General features: G+C 43.3%; 18 protein-coding genes. 14 read left to right on the forward strand and 4 right to left on the reverse strand.

Going from position 1 to position 17,492, the window contains the following annotated elements; translation table 11 throughout:
• Nucleotides 1–278: 278 nt before the first annotated feature.
• Nucleotides 279–1,673, forward strand: a complete 1,395-nt coding sequence (locus PP175_RS06905; protein ID WP_272442057.1) for an amino acid permease — start codon at nt 279–281, stop codon at nt 1,671–1,673.
• On the opposite strand, the gene PP175_RS06910 is transcribed toward PP175_RS06905, so the two are convergent.
• Entirely contained in the window at nt 1,611–2,243 is a 633-nt protein-coding gene (locus tag PP175_RS06910; RefSeq protein ID WP_272442058.1) for a LysE family transporter, read from the reverse strand. The two genes, PP175_RS06905 and PP175_RS06910, sit on opposite strands and share 63 nt — an antisense overlap.
• A gap of 149 nt (nt 2,244–2,392) precedes the next feature.
• Between PP175_RS06910 and PP175_RS06915 the strand changes: the two genes are divergently transcribed.
• The 4 genes from PP175_RS06915 (at nt 2,393) to PP175_RS06930 (ending at nt 5,428) form a co-directional block, all read left to right on the forward strand.
• Nucleotides 2,393–2,599, forward strand: coding sequence for a hypothetical protein (locus PP175_RS06915; RefSeq protein ID WP_272442059.1), 207 nt, complete (start codon nt 2,393–2,395; stop codon nt 2,597–2,599).
• Nucleotides 2,572–2,874: an IS200/IS605 family accessory protein TnpB-related protein gene (locus PP175_RS06920; RefSeq protein ID WP_272442060.1), complete on the forward strand. Its 303-nt coding sequence runs from the start codon at nt 2,572–2,574 to the stop codon at nt 2,872–2,874. The genes PP175_RS06915 and PP175_RS06920 overlap by 28 nt, the downstream gene beginning before the upstream one ends.
• 276 nt (nt 2,875–3,150) lie before the next feature.
• Nucleotides 3,151–4,431 (forward strand): ATP-binding protein, encoded by a 1,281-nt coding sequence (locus PP175_RS06925; RefSeq protein ID WP_272442061.1) that lies wholly within the window; start codon nt 3,151–3,153, stop codon nt 4,429–4,431.
• Nucleotides 4,432–4,552: 121 nt separating this feature from the next.
• The gene (locus PP175_RS06930) at nt 4,553–5,428 is read left to right on the forward strand and encodes a YitT family protein (protein WP_442870454.1); all 876 of its coding nucleotides are present in this window, start codon (nt 4,553–4,555) and stop codon (nt 5,426–5,428) included.
• Between the two features lie 78 nt (nt 5,429–5,506).
• Here PP175_RS06930 and PP175_RS06935 read toward each other — a convergent pair whose 3' ends face one another.
• A complete protein-coding gene (locus PP175_RS06935; RefSeq protein WP_272442063.1) occupies nt 5,507–6,226 on the reverse strand; it encodes an HD domain-containing protein in 720 nt (239 codons plus the stop codon).
• 216 nt (nt 6,227–6,442) lie between these two features.
• Here PP175_RS06935 and PP175_RS06940 point away from each other — a divergent pair, with 216 nt between their 5' ends.
• From PP175_RS06940 to PP175_RS06975, 8 genes are all read left to right on the forward strand, one after another.
• Entirely contained in the window at nt 6,443–6,838 is a 396-nt protein-coding gene (locus PP175_RS06940; protein WP_272442064.1) for a hotdog fold thioesterase, read from the forward strand.
• Nucleotides 6,839–6,854: 16 nt separating this feature from the next.
• Nucleotides 6,855–7,232 (forward strand): PaaI family thioesterase, encoded by a 378-nt coding sequence (locus PP175_RS06945; RefSeq protein ID WP_272442065.1) that lies wholly within the window; start codon nt 6,855–6,857, stop codon nt 7,230–7,232.
• Nucleotides 7,233–7,355: 123 nt separating this feature from the next.
• Nucleotides 7,356–8,870, forward strand: a complete 1,515-nt coding sequence (locus PP175_RS06950) for a LysM peptidoglycan-binding domain-containing protein (RefSeq protein ID WP_272442066.1) — start codon at nt 7,356–7,358, stop codon at nt 8,868–8,870.
• A gap of 194 nt (nt 8,871–9,064) precedes the next feature.
• Nucleotides 9,065–9,952 (forward strand): DMT family transporter, encoded by an 888-nt coding sequence (locus PP175_RS06955; RefSeq protein WP_272442067.1) that lies wholly within the window; start codon nt 9,065–9,067, stop codon nt 9,950–9,952.
• Nucleotides 9,953–10,276: 324 nt separating this feature from the next.
• Complete coding sequence (locus PP175_RS06960) at nt 10,277–11,902, forward strand: spore germination protein (RefSeq protein ID WP_272442068.1); 1,626 nt, start codon at nt 10,277–10,279, stop codon at nt 11,900–11,902.
• On the forward strand, nt 11,892–13,115 hold the full coding sequence (locus tag PP175_RS06965) for a Ger(x)C family spore germination protein (RefSeq protein ID WP_272442069.1): 1,224 nt from the start codon (nt 11,892–11,894) through the stop codon (nt 13,113–13,115). The genes PP175_RS06960 and PP175_RS06965 overlap by 11 nt, the downstream gene beginning before the upstream one ends.
• A gap of 24 nt (nt 13,116–13,139) precedes the next feature.
• Nucleotides 13,140–14,264 carry a GerAB/ArcD/ProY family transporter gene (locus tag PP175_RS06970; protein ID WP_272442070.1) on the forward strand — a complete coding sequence of 375 codons (1,125 nt, stop codon included), beginning with the start codon at nt 13,140–13,142 and terminating at the stop codon, nt 14,262–14,264.
• A gap of 104 nt (nt 14,265–14,368) precedes the next feature.
• Complete coding sequence (locus tag PP175_RS06975; protein ID WP_272442071.1) at nt 14,369–15,493, forward strand: GerAB/ArcD/ProY family transporter; 1,125 nt, start codon at nt 14,369–14,371, stop codon at nt 15,491–15,493.
• 1 nt (nt 15,494) lies between these two features.
• Here PP175_RS06975 and PP175_RS06980 read toward each other — a convergent pair whose 3' ends face one another.
• Complete coding sequence (locus PP175_RS06980) at nt 15,495–15,734, reverse strand: YczF family membrane protein (protein WP_272442072.1); 240 nt, start codon at nt 15,732–15,734, stop codon at nt 15,495–15,497.
• Between the two features lie 160 nt (nt 15,735–15,894).
• On the opposite strand from PP175_RS06980, the gene murI reads away from it, so the two are divergent.
• A complete protein-coding gene (gene murI, locus PP175_RS06985) occupies nt 15,895–16,677 on the forward strand; it encodes a glutamate racemase (protein WP_272442073.1) in 783 nt (260 codons plus the stop codon).
• A 410-nt stretch (nt 16,678–17,087) separates the two neighbouring features.
• Here murI and PP175_RS06990 read toward each other — a convergent pair whose 3' ends face one another.
• Nucleotides 17,088–17,384 (reverse strand): hypothetical protein, encoded by a 297-nt coding sequence (locus PP175_RS06990; RefSeq protein WP_272442074.1) that lies wholly within the window; start codon nt 17,382–17,384, stop codon nt 17,088–17,090.
• Nucleotides 17,385–17,492: the final 108 nt, after the last annotated feature.

The following is a 17,492-nucleotide window of genomic DNA, read 5'->3' on the forward strand; positions in this document are numbered from 1 at the left end:
ACCTCTAAACCCGATCCCGGCAGCACCTAGCCGGGATCTTTTCATTCATACAAAGTCATATGAGTTTTTTGTTCCTTTTAGTAGGCCAGCCTCTCTTCTAGGGAGCCGCAATGAAACGCAAATGTATGCCGGTCCGGGTCGGTAAAATAAATCGATTGGTGATTACGGAATTATGGTTTACCAAATTTTAAGCGTAAGAGAGAGCGAATAGATTTAATCGCCGGTAAAAAAAATAAACTGGAGCTAAAATGCGGCAAGGAACAGAAGGAGAGGGCGCAATGAGCAGCATAAAAAGCGGTGAAAAAGCGGAGAAACCGCTAAAGTGGTGGCAGCTGTCCCTGCTGGGTGTAGCCTGTACGATAGGCACCGGATATTTTCTGGGGACAGGACTGGCCATTGAAATGGGAGGACCTGCTGTACTCATATCATTTATGTTAGCGGCTTTTGGCACCTACGTGGTATTTGATGTGCTGGCGAGAATGACGGCAGAGGAGCCAATCAAAGGTTCCTTTCGCTCTTACGCGAAGAAGGCGTATGGTGGCTGGGCGGGCTTCAGCAGTGGCTGGGTTTATTGGAGTTCCGAACTTTTAATTATGGGCAGCCAGCTCACCGCACTGTCGTTGTTCACCCGCTTCTGGTTTGCAAATGTTCCGATGTGGATATTTGCGACAGGTTATGCCATTCTGGGGCTGCTTGTGCTACTAGCGGGAACCAAAGGTTTTGATAGGTTGGAAAACCTTTTTGCGGTCCTTAAAATTGCGGCCATTTTGATGTTTCTTGCTATTGCTGCGCTGGCATTGTTCGGAGTGCTGGAGGGCCGGACGCACCAGCCGCGGCTTCCGGTTGAAGCTTTTTTCCCAACAGGTGTTTTGGGTTTATGGTCTTCTCTTATTTATGCTTTTTATGCGTTTGGCGGGATTGAGATTATTGGATTGATGGCGATTCGCCTGCGCAGACCTGAAGAAGCGCCAATGGCGGGTAAGGTGATGCTTGGGCTTCTGACAACTGTATATGTCCTCTCCATTGGCCTGGCTCTCACGCTTCTCCCGTGGAAGGCGTTTCATTCGAATAAAAGCCCGTTTATTAGTGCTTTAGAGAACTATCATGTACCGTACATGACCCAAATTTTTAATGGGGTATTGATCATTGCTGGTTTTTCAACCATGGTTGCCTCCTTGTTTGCAATAACAACAATGCTTGTGACATTGGCCGAAGATCAGGACGCTCCCCCTTTCTTCGCCAGAAGAATGATGGGAAACCGGCCCATTCCTGCCCTTGGGCTTACCGCAGCAGGCATGGTTATGTCCATTATGCTGGCTTTATTCATGCCCGGCAGCATTTATGAGTATTTCACCACAGCGGCCGGCTTACTTCTTATGTACAACTGGCTGTTTATACTTGTCACTTCCGGCCGGTTGCTGGATCTAACAGGGTGGGGGCAATTTAAACGTTACTTGGGCATGGCGCTTCTATTGCTTGCAGTAATTGGGACACTTGCACATCGTACAAGCCGGCCTGGATTTTATGTAAGCTTTATTTTTGTTGTTTTAATCGGCGTTTTGACGTTTATCATGCAGTTTATTCGCAGAAAAGGCAACCCTAAAGATCCGTCACCTGCTAACGAACAGGGCTTTAAAAGCTTCCCAGCCAAAATAAAATCCAAAGCCGATTAGGGATAAACCGGATACGATGGAAATCCAGGAGAGGACATGCTTGGTCAAAAATCGTTTAAAGCTGCTGGCTAGCGCCGCCATTGCAATATCCCAAATTGAAATGCCCAGGATAATGGCGGCACTGTACATCATTAATTCGGATGAATCATACGATTGAGCGGTTTCAGCGAGAACAGAACCATAAATGCCGATCCAGAAAAGAATGGTAAGGGGATTCGATAAAGACATAATAAAACCGGAAAGAAACGATTTCCATGGGGATTCCTCTTTACTTTTATGGCTGGCCATGATTTTACCGGCGCCTGCCAGACTTTCTATACCTGTATAGAGTAGAATAAAACAGCCGAAAGACCACATTAAAACTTGCATGAATGTACTGTGCAGAAAACGAACCTCCACAAAATAAACAAGCATCATATAAAGGGTGTCAGCCACCATAGCCCCGACCCCGACAAGCCACGAGTGCAGGAATCCATTTTTAATTCCTTTATCAATTTGTGCTGCATTGATAGGGCCGATGGGCGCGGCCAGAGACAGTCCCAAAAATATGTAGCTAATTAGTGCACTCATTTTGCAATCCTCCCCCGATGTTTGGGCATATTTTTTATGCCTGTACCATCCTATTCCCTGAGTTTTCTGTTTAACACTTTTTTAACATGATCGCGAGAAGTCCCCTTCCTCAACGCTATTAGCATAGTTAGGGGATGAAAGAAATCGAGTTGGTCTATGATCGCGGTTTGAAACTTGCGATTTCCTACGATGACGGAAAACAGGAAGCGGAACCGACAGGTTCTAACGTCTGTGCCATTGATCCCGGTGAGATTCACTCAATTGCGGCAGTGGTGACAAGCGGCCAAAGTTTGATTGTTACCGGACGCAAACTCCGAAGTATGAAGCTTTGCATAAAACAACCAAGCAGTTCGTAAACTGGGCACTCGCACAAGATATAAAACATGTCACCTTCGGTGATGTAGAAGGTGTTCAGCGCAATACATCGGCTCGCAAGAAAAAATCATCTAAGAAACAGCCGCGTTCCCGTAAGCATAACCGGCGTATGAGCCAGTGGACGTTTGGAAGAATGTACGCCTACCTCGCCTACAAACTGGCGGCGCATGGCATTAAACTATCTAAGCAAGATGAACGGTTTACTTCGCAAACCTGCCCGGTTTGCGGCCCGCGAACCGATGGTTCGTGTTGCTGATCGCTTCTGCGGGTGGGATTGGCACACTGCAAGGTGTGAGAAGAAAGGCAACCCTTTCTTCGACCCAAACCATTCGTCTTGTGAGATCAGAAACCCCGACTTCGAGGTCCGAAGGAACTAAGTGGGGGAGTGTTCATCAAAAACAAGAAGTGCCTTCTCGAAGCCAATGAAAGCGTTTCTCTAAAAGTATGTGCTTTGACGCTATCATCTTTATCGGGTTTTGACGATACCTATAAGAAGAAAAGGAACAAGGACACAGGAGAATCGAAAAAAATTATGAAAGAATTGCTTATAAATACCTTAATCATTTTTATTTGCATCTTGTTTTATCAGGTGTTTTGGCTGGACAGAGATGGGAAAGAAACGCGCAATGAACGATTGATCACGTTATTGGCCGCTGTTTGCGTTGTACTGTGCATGACGTTCCCACTGCGCACGTTGTCAGGAGGGTACATCTATGACCTCCGATTTGTGCCTACAATTTTGTGCTTTTTGTATGGTGGATATCGGAGTTTGATTTTCGTTAGTTTGACTTACCTTGTGTACCGCTGCTACCTTGGTGGAGCTGGTTTTTACCCCGCTACTCTTCAATATGTACTTTTAATTTTTATCATTGTTTGCTTGTATTTCAGATGCCCCAACTTACTAAAGAAACGAAAAATGATGGCTGGAATACTGCTGGCTTTTTTGGCTTCTGTTATTTTTGTTGTTGTTTTAACATGCCATCAGATCATCCACAAACATACTACCGATGCTTCTCTTATACAATTCATCCTGTACGTCATCATTAATCTCTTAACGATGTGGTGCTCTCTGTATTTAATTAAGAGCATGCTTGAGAAGAAGGAATTAAAAAAGGAGAGAAACCGTTCAGATAAAATGCACATCCTAAGTGAATTAGCTGCTTCGGTGGCGCATGAGATTCGAAATCCGCTTACGGTAGTACATGGGTTTATGCAGTTGTTCAGTGAGGGTGAAATTGAGGAAAACAAGCGGAAAGAGTACGCGAAAATTATGTTAACGGAATTAGAACGGGCGCAATCTATTATTACTGATTATTTATCTTTTGCTAAGCCCGAAGTGGAGGGCCGGGAGCAGGTTCATGTAATAGATATTATCGATCAAGTTGCCAATATAATGTCACCATTTGCCCTGTTAAGTCATGTACAGATCTCCACCTCATTAACGCTAAGGGAATCAACATACCTGACGGCAAACCCTTCAAAAGTAAAGCAGTGTCTGATCAATATAATAAAAAATGGTATCGAATCGATGGATAACGGCGGAACGTTACACATTAATGCCAGCGAGGAAAATGGGGAACTCATCATTGAAATCATTGATACGGGCAAAGGGATGACGGCTGAAGAGGTGGAGCGGATTGGATTTCCGTTTTATTCCACGAAAGAAAAAGGAACCGGATTAGGCACCATGGTTTCTTACAGCATCGTAAAGGGATTAAACGGGAAAATTATCGTAAAAAGTGAAAAAGGCAGGGGAACCCGTTTTTCCATTATTTTGCCAGTTTCTTATATTGGTAGAACTGCGCAAAGATAAGAGAGCCATTCATGATTTTATCGCTGGGACGTATGTTGCAGCTGAAAGAATCCATGGGAACGTATAATGTATAATCGAGAAGAAAGATTTCATATGAAGAGGAGGTTGTTCGTTGGAATACATAGAAGAGCACAGAAAAAAACATAGAAGGCTCACAAAGACCAAGTTTGCCAAGCGGGTTTTGTTTATCCTGATGGGTGCGATCCTCGTATCTGTAGGATTGGAAATCTTTCTTGTGCCAAACAACATTATCGATGGAGGCATTACCGGAATTTCCATTATTCTTTCCCATCTTACCGGATTCAATTTAGGACTTCTTCTATTTCTACTGAACCTGCCTTTTTTAATTATCGGCTACAAGCAGATTGGAAAAACATTTGCCTTTTCAACGCTGTTTGGGGTTATCGTCATGTCTGTCGGTACCGTGTTTCTAAAACCGGTTCCCGGGCTTACGGCTGATCCGCTGCTGGCGGCCGTGTTTGGGGGCATTATCTTAGGTATTGGTGTAGGCATGGTTATCCGCTTCGGGGGTTCGCTTGATGGAACAGAAATTGTGGCCATTTTGTTTAACAAACAGATCCCTTTTTCCGTTGGCGAAACCGTCATGTTCTTTAATATTTTTATACTTGGAAGCGCCGGGTTTGTTTTTGGCTGGGATCATGCGATGTATTCGCTTATCGCCTACTACATTGCGTTTAAAATGATTGACGTAACCATTCAGGGATTGGATGAGTCGCGTGCTGTGTGGATTATAACAGACCAGCATCAGGAGATAGGGGACGCTCTGCTTGCGCGGCTGGGCAGGGGGGTTACCTATTTGAACGGAGAAGGAGCCTATACGGGAGAGGATAAAAAAGTGATTTTTTGCGTCATTACCCGTCTGGAGGAAGCCAAGCTTCGCTCCATTATCGATGAAATTGATGATTCCGCTTTTCTGGCGGTTGGCTCAATTAATAATGTAAAGGGTGGAAACTTTAAAAAGAAGAATATCCACTAAGAGGGAGAGCCTGCTCCCTCTTTTTTTGTCATTCATTCATAATCCATCACCGTCTTACCCTGTAAGCTATGTATGAGATTAATTCGTACCTGCTGTTTTCAAACGCTGGATTTGAGCAACTTTGTCCACAGGATTTTCTTTTGATTCGTATGCATGTGTATACCTGCGGAGCAATTCCGCATTGGGGTGTTCTGCGAGCGATACATATTGATCGAAATCGAGCCCTTTAGCCACGCGCCCTCTTTTATCAGCGGTTGTTGCCTTAATAAACCAGTCCAACCCTACGTTTTCTTTAATTTTTCTAATTAAATCCGCAACTTTCTTTGCCCCTATCACATGCAAAATGTGCATATGCATGTGATACTTTGTGATAAACGCAGCTTCTTTCTTCCAGTCTTCTAATCCCAATCGATCACACATTTTATGGACAATCGGCACCCCTGCTGCTTCATGGCCGTGGTGCGTGGCTTCTCCGGTTTTCTCATTGTACTTGAGGGTAACGGCTTTGCCCACATCATGAACGAGCGCTGAAAAAAGAAATTTATCCCGCTTGTTTTGTGCCATGCCACCGCTAAGGAGGGAAGCGACATCAAGCACCTGCATGGTATGCTCAAAGGCCGTTCCTTCTTTATGGTGTACAGAGTTCTGCGGCATGTCAACCAGCGCAAAAATCTCCGGAAATTTGTCTTCTAACTCACCATTAGCTTTAAGTCTACGAAAGCAAAGCGAGGGTTTATCGCTTACGAACGCCTGTTTTAATTGTTCAATGATGCGAAGCTGTTCTGCCTGTTTAGTCATTTTTATATCCTTTATATCCTCCTATGGTTATTTTACCTCCAGCATTCCAAACTCCTCTCTTCATTGTTTGAATCAACTCCCCGTCGCATACTGAGGCTGCCCTATCAAGTCCAGTTAACGTCTCAATAACCTGTTCTGGAATTCCCTTGTGTACAACTTAAATATCGGATGATATATTCAGAATAGGTAGAAAAGTGGATAGAGAGGGGAGATTAAATGGAAATGAAGAGTTATGAAGATACAATTGCCGGGGTGCTCGGGATCAAAATGGGGGAGATAACAGCAGACAGGGTTACGGCAACCATGCCGGTTCACGCCGCCACCCACCAGCCGTTTGGACTTCTGCACGGGGGCGCCTCGGTCGTACTTGCTGAAACAGTGGCCAGCATCGGTACCTGGAATTTGATTGACCAGGAAAATGAAGCAGCGGTTGGGCTTGAAATCAATGCTAATCACATACGGGGCAAGCGGGATGGGATTGTTACAGCTGTGGCAACACCCCTGCATAAAGGCCGCACAACAATGGTGTGGGATATCAAAATTGTAGACGAAGAGGATAAACTGATTTGTGTTTCCCGCTGTACCGTTGCCATTATCAAACAGAAAAAATAGATTTCTTCGAGGAGGAGTGGAGTTGTTTATAAAACAGCCTTTTGATGAATTCATGGCCTTGCAGTACGAAAGAATAACGGAAAACCAAGTACATATTTATCTCCCGGTAAAACCTTTATTCCTAAATAGTCTAGGTGTGGTTCATGGGGGAATCATATCTTCGCTGGCTGATGTCGCGATGTGTAATGTGCCTGAGGGTGATGGCAGCGGTGTTCAAACGGTGGTGACCGTAGATCTTAAAGTGTCCTTTCTGCGCGCAGCTATAGGGGAGTACCTGGTGGCCCACGCAACGACGGTGAAAGAAGGGAAAAACCTCGTTCACGCTGAATGCCAGATTTTCAATGATCAACAGGTATTAGTTGCAAAGGCCTCTGCTATTCTTTTTGCCAAATAAACTCAGAAGCTATCGTAAAGCCAAAGGCTCTATACGCTGGTTACCATAATGTACCCGTATCCCGGCTTTTCTCTATTATAGTAAACTATCCTAGTAATTGATCAAGGTTACTAGGAGGATAAAGTGAAAAAGTTCTACCTGTGTATCGCTGCCTTATGCCTTGTTTTTCTGGGGCTAAATCCCACAGCCGCACATGCGGCAAGCAATAGTTTGTCTGTTGCAACGGTGCAGGCAAACACGGCAAATGTCTATGCGCTGCCCAATTCAGGCTCTCAAGTCGTACATATCCTTAACAAGGGAGAAGAATATCCACTTCTGACATCGAGTGCCGGGGATGCTACTTCCCCTGTCACGCACACCGTAGACTCCGGTGACACATTATGGATCATAGCGAATCAATATGGGGTCAGCATACAAGAGATCAACAGCTGCAACAAGTTAAAAACCACGAGTATTTATCCTGGACAGAAGATTGCCATTCCGCAGCATATGACGATATATACTGTAAAATCCGGTGATACATTGTGGAAGGTTAGCCAGCAGTATAATGTTAATGTCAATGATGTTGTGAAAGCGAATAACCTTCGTTCAACCCAGCTTTCACCCGGCCAAAAAATTAAGATTCCAGATTACTACTATCAGATTCAGTTATTGAATGGTGAAAAAGGCTGGATTAAAAAATCTTGTATCCAAATTAAAAACGAAAAACGGATGATGATGGGATGGAACTATGGCGGGACAACAGACACTTATATTGGTCAGAATAGGAGCCCGAATTTAAAGGTCGTATCGCCTAGCTGGTTTGTGTTGGATAGTCAGCGTGTGCTATCTGCCTCAATTGATGCGCGCTATGTTTCGGCTGCCCACGCACAGGGCAAAAAAGTATGGCCGCTGTTGGCAAACAGGTTTGATCCGGTTTTAACAGATGTAATCATTGGCAACCCGCAGAAACGCCAGCAACTAGTGACAGCCCTGCGCGATTCTCTCGTAAAGAGTAAGAGTGATGGTATTAATGTTGATTTTGAAAACATCGACATGAAAGATAAGCAGAATTTTGTCCTTTTCATTAGTGAACTCAAGCAGGCACTTCAGCCCTATAAAATTCTTGTTTCGGTGGATGTTACCCGTGAAAATGGGGATCCGTTCTGGTCTGGCAGCTATGATAGGCACCAATTGGGTATGATTGCTGATTACATCATTATGATGGGGTATGACGAGCACTGGGATGGCGACCCTACCCCCGGTTCAGTTGCTTCTCTGTCTTGGACTGCTCAAGGGATACAATTATTGATGAAAGACGTCCCAGCCCAAAAAATTATGCTTGCCGTACCTTTCTACACAAGAGAATGGATAACCAATCAGTCCACCAACAAAGTCACAAGCTACGATCGTACCATGGCTGAAGCCGAAAAAATTATAGCAAATAAAGGGCTTCACAAAGTATGGGACGATAAAGCTTGCCAGAACTATGTAGAATACACTGCGAATGGGCAGAAGCATCAAATCTGGTTAGAAGACAATCAATCTATGCAGCTTCGGCAAAACATCGTCAACCAGTATCATCTGGGTGGAATAGCAGCCTGGTACATCGGTGCAGAAACCCCCGCAATCTGGACTACATTTGATCTATACAGGTAATATGCTGGTAAAGCAAGAAAGCCGATCTGATTATCAGGTCGGCTTTCTTCATGAATATGTTTTACCCCGCCATTCTTATTTAACCTGAACGTGTTATTATAAAACTGCATGATTCAAAATTTTTTGATAAAATTGTGCTACAATAAAAGCGATATGGAAAATTGCCTTATAATCAAAAAGACAGGGAGTGGAACATGAACCCACTTGTTGCTGGAATACTAGTCATCCTGACCACCTCACTGATGGGGTCATCTTTTGCTGTTGGGAAAATTGGTTTAGCTTATATGTCTCCGCTTCTTCTTATCGGGCTTCGATTTACCCTGGCAGGTGTATTGATGGCTCTGGTCGTCATTAAAAAACCTTTTCCAAAACAGCCGCTGGATTGGGGCAAAATATTCCTCATTGGTCTTTTTCAGACTGCGGGTGTAATGGGGTGTATCTTCCTAAGCTTGCGGACCATACCAGCAGGTGAATCGTCCATATTAACGTTTAGCAATCCATTGCTTGTGGTGATACTGAGCAGTTTATTCCTTGGATCCAGGTATCAATTTTCGCATTGGCTGGGCGTTCTTATTGGATTCATGGGTGTATTCATTACACTGGGACTTCATTTACAATTGAGAATCGGAACTCTGCTTGGGCTTGGAGCAGCGATTTCGTGGTCTATTGCCACGATACTGATTAAGAAATGGGGTATGCGTTTTAATATCTGGGTGCTAACCGCGTATCAGATGTTTTTTGGTGGCATTCTTTTGTTATTATTTAGTGCGGCCATGGAGACGCCTAAGCTGATCATTAATCCCACTTCGGTTTTTATTGTGCTGTGGCTTGCGATTATGGCCTCAATTGTACAGTTTGCCATCTGGTTTTATTTGTTGAATCAAGGAGACCCCGGCAAAACGAGCGCATTTCTATTCTTGGCTCCTTTTTTCGGAGTATTATCTGGATGGCTGTTACTGGATGAAGTAGTAGAATGGTATGTTTATGTAGGAGGGCTTCTGATTTTTATCGGGATTTTTCTTGTGAATTGGACATTTTCAAAAAAAGAACAAGCCAACCGCATAACGGCTAAGTCTATATAACAAAAAGAACCCTCCAAAAAAGGGTTCTTTTCTTCATTACGTCCATTCAGGCTCCACAACCCGATTGCAATAGACGTAGCGCAAATATCGGCTCAGACCGTTATTATAACACATTGTGTGTGTCAAAACAACTACGCTGTCGACCTTCGTTTGCGGCTTCGGGCAGCCAAGTTTTTAATAGAAGATTCCTATTTTTTGGTTAGGAAATATATAGTTAACTTATCTTTTTTCGCCTTTTTAGAGAATAAAATTTACCTTCGATGAGAAATAATAACAATACTTAATAAAGGGCATAAAATCCAGTTCAGCAAGAAGGGGGCAATTATGTTCTTTTTGAATGGATTTACTCAAAAAACCGACAGCAAAGGACCCGGTAATAATGAAGAACGGCCATCTGTTTCAGGCAAGCTTCCCCTTCATGGCGCTTTAAAGGATAACCTTCATCAGATTAAGCAGGAGTTTGGAAACAGTCCAGATATCGTTATCCATCAATTTAAGATTGGAAAATCTCAGGTTGAAGTTGCGGCCGTTTATACGGATGGTCTGGCCGACAAGAAAATGGTCGGGGATTTTGTCATGCATTCCTTGATGATCGATTCGGCTGAAGTGGAACTTCAAGACATGGTTCCCGATAAAAATTTATTTGACTTCGTCAAAGATAATGCGCTAACCACTGGAGAAGTAAAAGTCATCAAGGATTGGAATGGGCTTATTCTGTCCATCTTATCTGGAGAAACAGTCATCTTGCTTGACGGTTGGACGGAAGCAATCAGCGGCAGCACGAGAGGTTTGGAATCGCGGGGAGTCGCGGAACCAACAACACAAGTGGTAATTAGAGGCCCTAAAGATAGCTTTAACGAGTCCATCGGAACAAATATATCACTTGTTCGTCGCCGAATTAAAAGTCCTAATCTATGGCTGGAGATGATGAAGATCGGCAATGTCACGCAAACGGACGTAGCCATTCTCTACATCAAAGGGATTGCCAACGATAAACTAATCCAGGAGGTAAAGCGAAGACTTATCGCTATTGAAATTGATGGTATTCTTGAATCCGGTTACATCGAGGAATTGATTCAAGATAAAACATTTACCCCGTTTCCAACGATTTATAATACCGAACGTCCGGATGTGGTAGCTGGGAACCTGTTAGAAGGCCGAGTGGCCATTTTTGTAGATGGAACGCCGTTCGTCCTCATTGCGCCCACTACATTCTTTCAATATTTCCAGTCTGCAGAAGATTATTACCATCGATATGACATTGTTATAGCGATTCGATTGTTACGGTATTTGGCTTTTCTTATATCTTTATTGGGCCCTTCCATTTATGTCGCCGCGGTTACCTTTCATCAGGAGATGATCCCCACCCCTCTCCTCATTAGTTTGGCGGCCCAGCGGGAAGCTGTTCCTTTCCCCGCGTTTGTTGAAGCTTTGTTAATGGAGACAAGCTTTGAGATATTGCGTGAAGCGGGGATTCGTTTGCCTCGGGCGGTTGGTCAATCTGTGTCGATCGTCGGGGCGCTTGTCCTCGGTCAGGCAGCGGTGCAGGCGGGGATTGTATCGGCAGCGATGGTGATCGTGGTCGCTATTACCGGAATCGCCAGTTTTGCCACCCCTGCTTTCAATATGGCGATTTCCATTCGTTTATTCCGATTTTTGATCATGGTGTTTGCGGCCACATTTGGTTTTTATGGAATTGCAATCAGTAATATTATGCTGATCGGGCATTTGTGCAGCCTGCGTTCTTTTGGAATTCCTTATATGGCGCCATTAGCTCCGTTTATTCCTGAAGATCATAAGGATGCCGTGCTTCGTCTGCCCTTTTGGTCATTGCTCACACGTCCGCGCTTAGTTAGCCAAAATAATATGATTCGGCTGAAGCCAAATCCACCGCGTCCTCCTTCGGATCAAAATGCAGAAAAAGAACAGGGTGGAAAAAATGAGAACTAAATGGGTTATCCCGACTGTTCTACTTGTTGGGATGGTTTTGCTGTTGCCAGGGTGCTGGGATAGCAGAGATCTTAAAGAATTGGCAGTTGTTGTGGCAATGGGGGTAGACCAGGCGCCAAAAACAAACGAGTATCGCGTCTCTTTTCAAGTTGTCAATCCTAGTGCTGTAGCGCCTTCATCGATAGGAGGAGGGACAGGCGGAAATGTTACAGCGGTAACGGTCTTTACGGGAACAGGAAAAAATTTATTCGAAGCGATTCGCAAAACATCGCAAAAGGTGCCACGGCGGCTTTTCTTTGCACATATTCAAATATTAGTCATTGGTGAAAACCTGGCAAGGAAAGGAATCAATGAATTGTTCGATTTGTTTGATAGGAACCATGAAGCCCGTTCCACTGCCATGGTGCTGGTGGCAAGAGGCGCTAATGCGGAGTCGATTTTAAGCACCCTTACTTCGGTGGAAAAAATCCCAGCAAATGCGCTGATTGGAAAAATCAATAGGACTTCAGAAGTGTGGTCGGAGAGTGCGAACATCAAAATTGACGATGTCGTGAAAGCCTTAACAAGCAAGGGAAGTCAGCCCATTATTAGCGGGGTTAAACTTGTCGGCGATCCGAAAAAAGGCAGAAGTAAATCCAATGTAGAAAAAACGGAGCTGCCAACCCTGTTAGAAATCAAAGGAATTGCGCTTTTTAAGAACGGAAAGCTAAAGCGCTGGCTGGATGGAGAGAAAGCCCGCGGGACGTTATGGATTCAAAATAAAATGAAAAGCACAGTTGTAAATGTAGATTGTAAAGATAAAAAAGATGCCATTGGCATTCAACTGATTCGATCCAAAACGGGCGTCACTGCGGAAGTCCAAGCGATGAAACCCATCATCCATATCCATATACGGGAAGAAGGCAATGTGGGGGAGGTTAAATGTCCAATCGATATCAGTAAGCCAGAAGAAATCACGAAGCTGGAAAAGGAGTGGGAAAGGGAGACCATGAAAGAAGTAATGAAGGCTGTCGATGTTGCGCAGCGTGAGAAAAGCGATATCTTCGGTTTTGGGGATGAAGTAAGACGTGCAGACCCAAAAGCCTGGGGGAAAATGAAGAATAAATGGAGCGAGGTATTTGCCCAAAGTAAAGTGGACGTGCATGTGGATGCATTCATCCGGCTTCCAGGGATGCAGACGAAACCAAGTATGCTAACCCAAAGGCAAGATTAACACTAGGGAGGTTTACTGCGAGAAATGGAAAAAGAACGAATTAGCGCAAGTCAATTGTTTGCCTTGATCTTCTTGTTTGAAATGGGTACCGCACTTGTTATACCCATTGGATTTTCGGGACAACAGGGTGTATGGCTGTCGATACTACTTGCTTTATTTGGGGGTATCCTGTTGTTTCTCGTTTATGATTATCTTTTTCGTCAATATCCCGACCTTCCTTTAAGCGGCTATGCCCAAAAGATTCTTGGCAAATACATCGGATGGCCATTGAGTTTGTTATATGTGCCCTTTTTCATTTATATTGCTGCAAGAGACTTGCGGGAAGCCGGAGACCTGTTGGTAACCACTGCATATAACCAGACGCCGACCATTGCGATCGTCGCCTTAATGATCGTTGCGGTTGTTTACGTACTGCGTAAAGGGATTGAAGTATTGGCAAGAACGGGAGAAATATACCTGCTGATTCTGATTATTTTAGGTACGTTAGGCAATATCTTTCTACTGTTTTCCGGTGTAATCGATGTTAAAAATCTGCTCCCTTTATTAGAAAAAGGGTGGAAACCAATTTTAAGCACAGCCTATCCAAAAATATTCATGTTTCCATTCGGTGAAATGATTTGTTTTACAACGATTTTTCCTTACTTAAATAAACACCAATCGGGGAGGAAAACCGGGATGGCCGCCTTAGTGTTCAGTGCTGTTGTATTAAGTTTAACGCATGCTGTTCAAATCTGTGTTCTTGGGGCAGATATGTACGGCAGGTCTACCTTTCCATTATTCACAACCATCACAAAGGTGAACATAGCCAATTTCCTGCAGCGTCTGGATGCCATTGCACTCCTCACGCTAATTATTGGAGACTTTTTTAAAATATCGATCTATTGTTATGCTGCAATAATTGTGGCATCGAATTTATTTAAGGTGCAGAAAAATCAAAATTTGCTGTGGCCGATTGGAATCATCGTCCTTTTCTCTTCGATGATGATAGCAAACAACTTGCCAGAGCACATGCAAGAAGGGAAGCTTGTTCTGCATTTTCTCTTACCTCTTTTTTCTGTTGCATTTCCCTTACTGCTTCTCGTAGTTCAGCTGATCCGGAAACGATTTGGCCTTTTTACATCAACTATCTCTGCGGATGATAAAGGGTAGGTTTGCTGCAAGCAAGGAGTCGTCGAGGTGAATGCATTCGGCTTCCCGGCAGATGAAACCACACTTATTGGACAAAAGAAACAGTAGAGGGTGGACAGCGACAAATGGAAAAAGAGAGGATTAGTGCAGGTCAATTGTTTGCTTTGATCGTTTTGTTTGAAATGGGTACCGCGGTTGTTGTACCAATCGGATTAACCGCAGAACAAGGAACCTGGCTGTCGATACTCATTGCCTCCATTGGAGGGATTCTGTTATTTCTCGTTTATGATTATCTTTTTCGTCAATATCCCGATCTCCCTTTAAGCGGCTATGCCCAGAAGATTCTTGGCAAATACATTGGATGGCCATTGAGTTTGTTATATATTCCTTTTTTCATGTATACCGCTGCAAGAGATCTGCGGGAAACCGGTGACCTGCTCATCACAACAGCTTATACCCAGACGCCGATCTTGGCGGTCGCTGGCTTAATGACCCTGGCGGTTGTTTATATATTGTTTAAAGGTATAGAAGTGTTGGCGAGAATGGCAGAAATCTACCTGATGATTCTGATCGTATTAGGTGCGTTAGGGAATATTTTTCTGGTTTTTTCCGGCGTAATCGAAGTTAAAAATCTGCTTCCTATATTGGAAAAAGGATGGAAGCCCATTTTAAGTACAGCTTATCCAAATATATTGATGTTTCCATTCGGTGAAATGATTTGTTTTACGATGGTTTTTCCCTATTTAAATAAGCGAAAATCGGGGAGAAAGACAGGCATAGCCGCTTTAGCCGTTAGCGCCATCATTTTAAGTTTCACGCATGCTGTTGAAGTCTCTGTGCTAGGAGCTGATATGTACGGCCGGTCTACCTTTCCAATATTCACCACGATCACAAAAGTCAACATAGCCAATTTCCTGCAGCGTCTCGATGCTATTGCCCTGCTCACTTTAATTATAGGCGCTTTTTTTAAAATATCCATCTACTGTCATGCGGCAGCGACCGTGGCATCGGATTTATTCAAGGTGCAGAAGAAACAAAATCTGTTGTGGCCGATTGGAATTACGGTCCTTTTTTCATCGCTATCCATAGCAAGCAATTTCTTAGAGCACCTGGAGGAAGGGAAACTTACACTGTATTCCTATTTGCCCCTTTTTGCTGTAGCGTTTCCTCTATTGTTGCTCACCGTTCATCTAATTCGTAAACGATTTGGCTATTCCTCATCTAATGTCAGCACGGATGATAAAGGTTAAATCAGGACTTTACACCCGTTTTTCTTTTTATCAGTTGTTTAACGAAAGAAACAACCGGTGGAATAAACACGGTGGATAGCAAGGCAAAAGCGATAACGTATTCCGGTGCCGTCATGACCCAGAATGGATTTTGGATTTTTCTTAGAGACATGGCAAGTGTGGTTCCCATCATCAGATCCAACATCATAGTAAAAGATATAGTTAATAATAAAAACAAGAAAAAAAGAAACAATATTTTCATCTGGAAAACATCTCCTTAACTTATTTGTAAAATTATCACAATTTTACAAAACCACTTTGTTCATAGTGTCTCCAAATTTTTTTTTAAATAACGACATTAATGTTTAACTTGATAAAGTGCTACAATAAAACTAACTTTATTAAGGAAAAGAGTGAAAGTAGTGCAGATTGGATTTTTTGACTCTGGCATAGGTGGCATCACGGTACTTCATCAAGCGTTGAAGTTTTTGCCAAATGAAGACTATATTTTTTATGCTGATACAGCGCATGTTCCATATGGGGAAAAACCGAAAGAACAGGTAAAACAATATATTTTTGATTCAGTTGATTTTATTGTTAATGAAGGGGTAAAGGCGGTAGTGATTGCCTGTAATACTGCAACAAGTGTGGCAGTGGAGGATCTGCGGAAAAAATACAGGCTGCCCATCATTGGTATAGAACCAGCCGTAAAACCAGCGGTGGAAATCACAGAAGGCAGGAGTAAGCGGGTTTTAGTCCTTGCCACTCGTTTAACTCTCAATGAAACAAAGTTTCAAAATCTGGTGCATAGAATAGACGATCGTGATATTGTCGACACGTTGCCTCTACCCGGTCTTGTAGAATTTGCCGAGAAATTTGAATTCCGCAAAGAGGCCGTAGCGTCTTATTTAACTCAACAGCTGGCTTCTTTTGACTTAAAACAGTATGGAACCATCGTTCTCGGCTGTACGCATTTTCCATACTTCAAAGATTCCTTAAAAGAAGTATTTCCCGGGCACATTGATATCATAGATGGAGGTGTTGGGACAGCTAAAAATTTAAAGCGAATTCTGGAAGAGAGGAACAGCGTAAATGAAGGCACCGGGCAAGTTACCTATTATAAATCGGGCTGCAAGGTTGAAGATGAGGATACCCTGCTGAAATATCGGCGGTTGCTTAGGAGGTTAACGAACATAGAGAGCTGAAATAATGATCTGCAATATTAAAGTATCCTGTCTAGAAATTTTAGACCGGATATTTATTTGGCGGGGATGTTTGGATTTAAGTTTTACTGGCAATACCGTGAAGACAAGGAAGTGGAGTATCTGTATAATAGATTAAAAGAAGTCTACTTTGCTCCTCAGCCCTGAAAACGTTCAGTAAAGGTAAACCGGCTCTCTAAAGTCAAATAAGGGTGGTGACTTCCCATGAAGAATCGTAATACAAGGCAAAAAAAGAAACGTGACCTTTTAAAGGATTACTTGAAAAACAAGCTAAAAAATTTAATACCTAAGCCCGGCAAAAAACCTATATCTAATTATAAAACACCGGCATAGAAGAATGGAAGATAAGAGAGGCGATTAAGCCTCTCTTTTTTACTTTTCGGTATCCAGAATTATCGAGTGAGTTGTGAGAGAATATGTTTACTTCGTTCGATTTGTTCCCTATCTCCGTGCTGTATGGCATGATGAAGGACCATTAGCTGGTAGTCGATCTCAAGGTGTCGGGTAGTGTCGTCTACATCTGGTTCCAATATTTCATATTCAGAATGAGCAAAGGATAAGACGGTATTTACATGGATGCAGCCGTTTACGCAATATGACACGGTGAAAGTTTTTCCGAAATACGGTGACATTGAGTTTGTAATGATGATTGTTTCACCTTTTTCAGCTTCCCGGCGTACCTGTTTCATAAGTTCATCCCCTCATCATTTTTTACACATGACGATCAACCTTCAACGATAAGCCCACCCTCTCCAAGACGATCCAGGGATGAATTATTTCGGCAAAACGAAGTGGAT

It is taken from the genome of Aneurinibacillus sp. Ricciae_BoGa-3, from assembly GCF_028421645.1.
In the GTDB taxonomy this organism is placed as follows: domain Bacteria; phylum Bacillota; class Bacilli; order Aneurinibacillales; family Aneurinibacillaceae; genus Aneurinibacillus_B.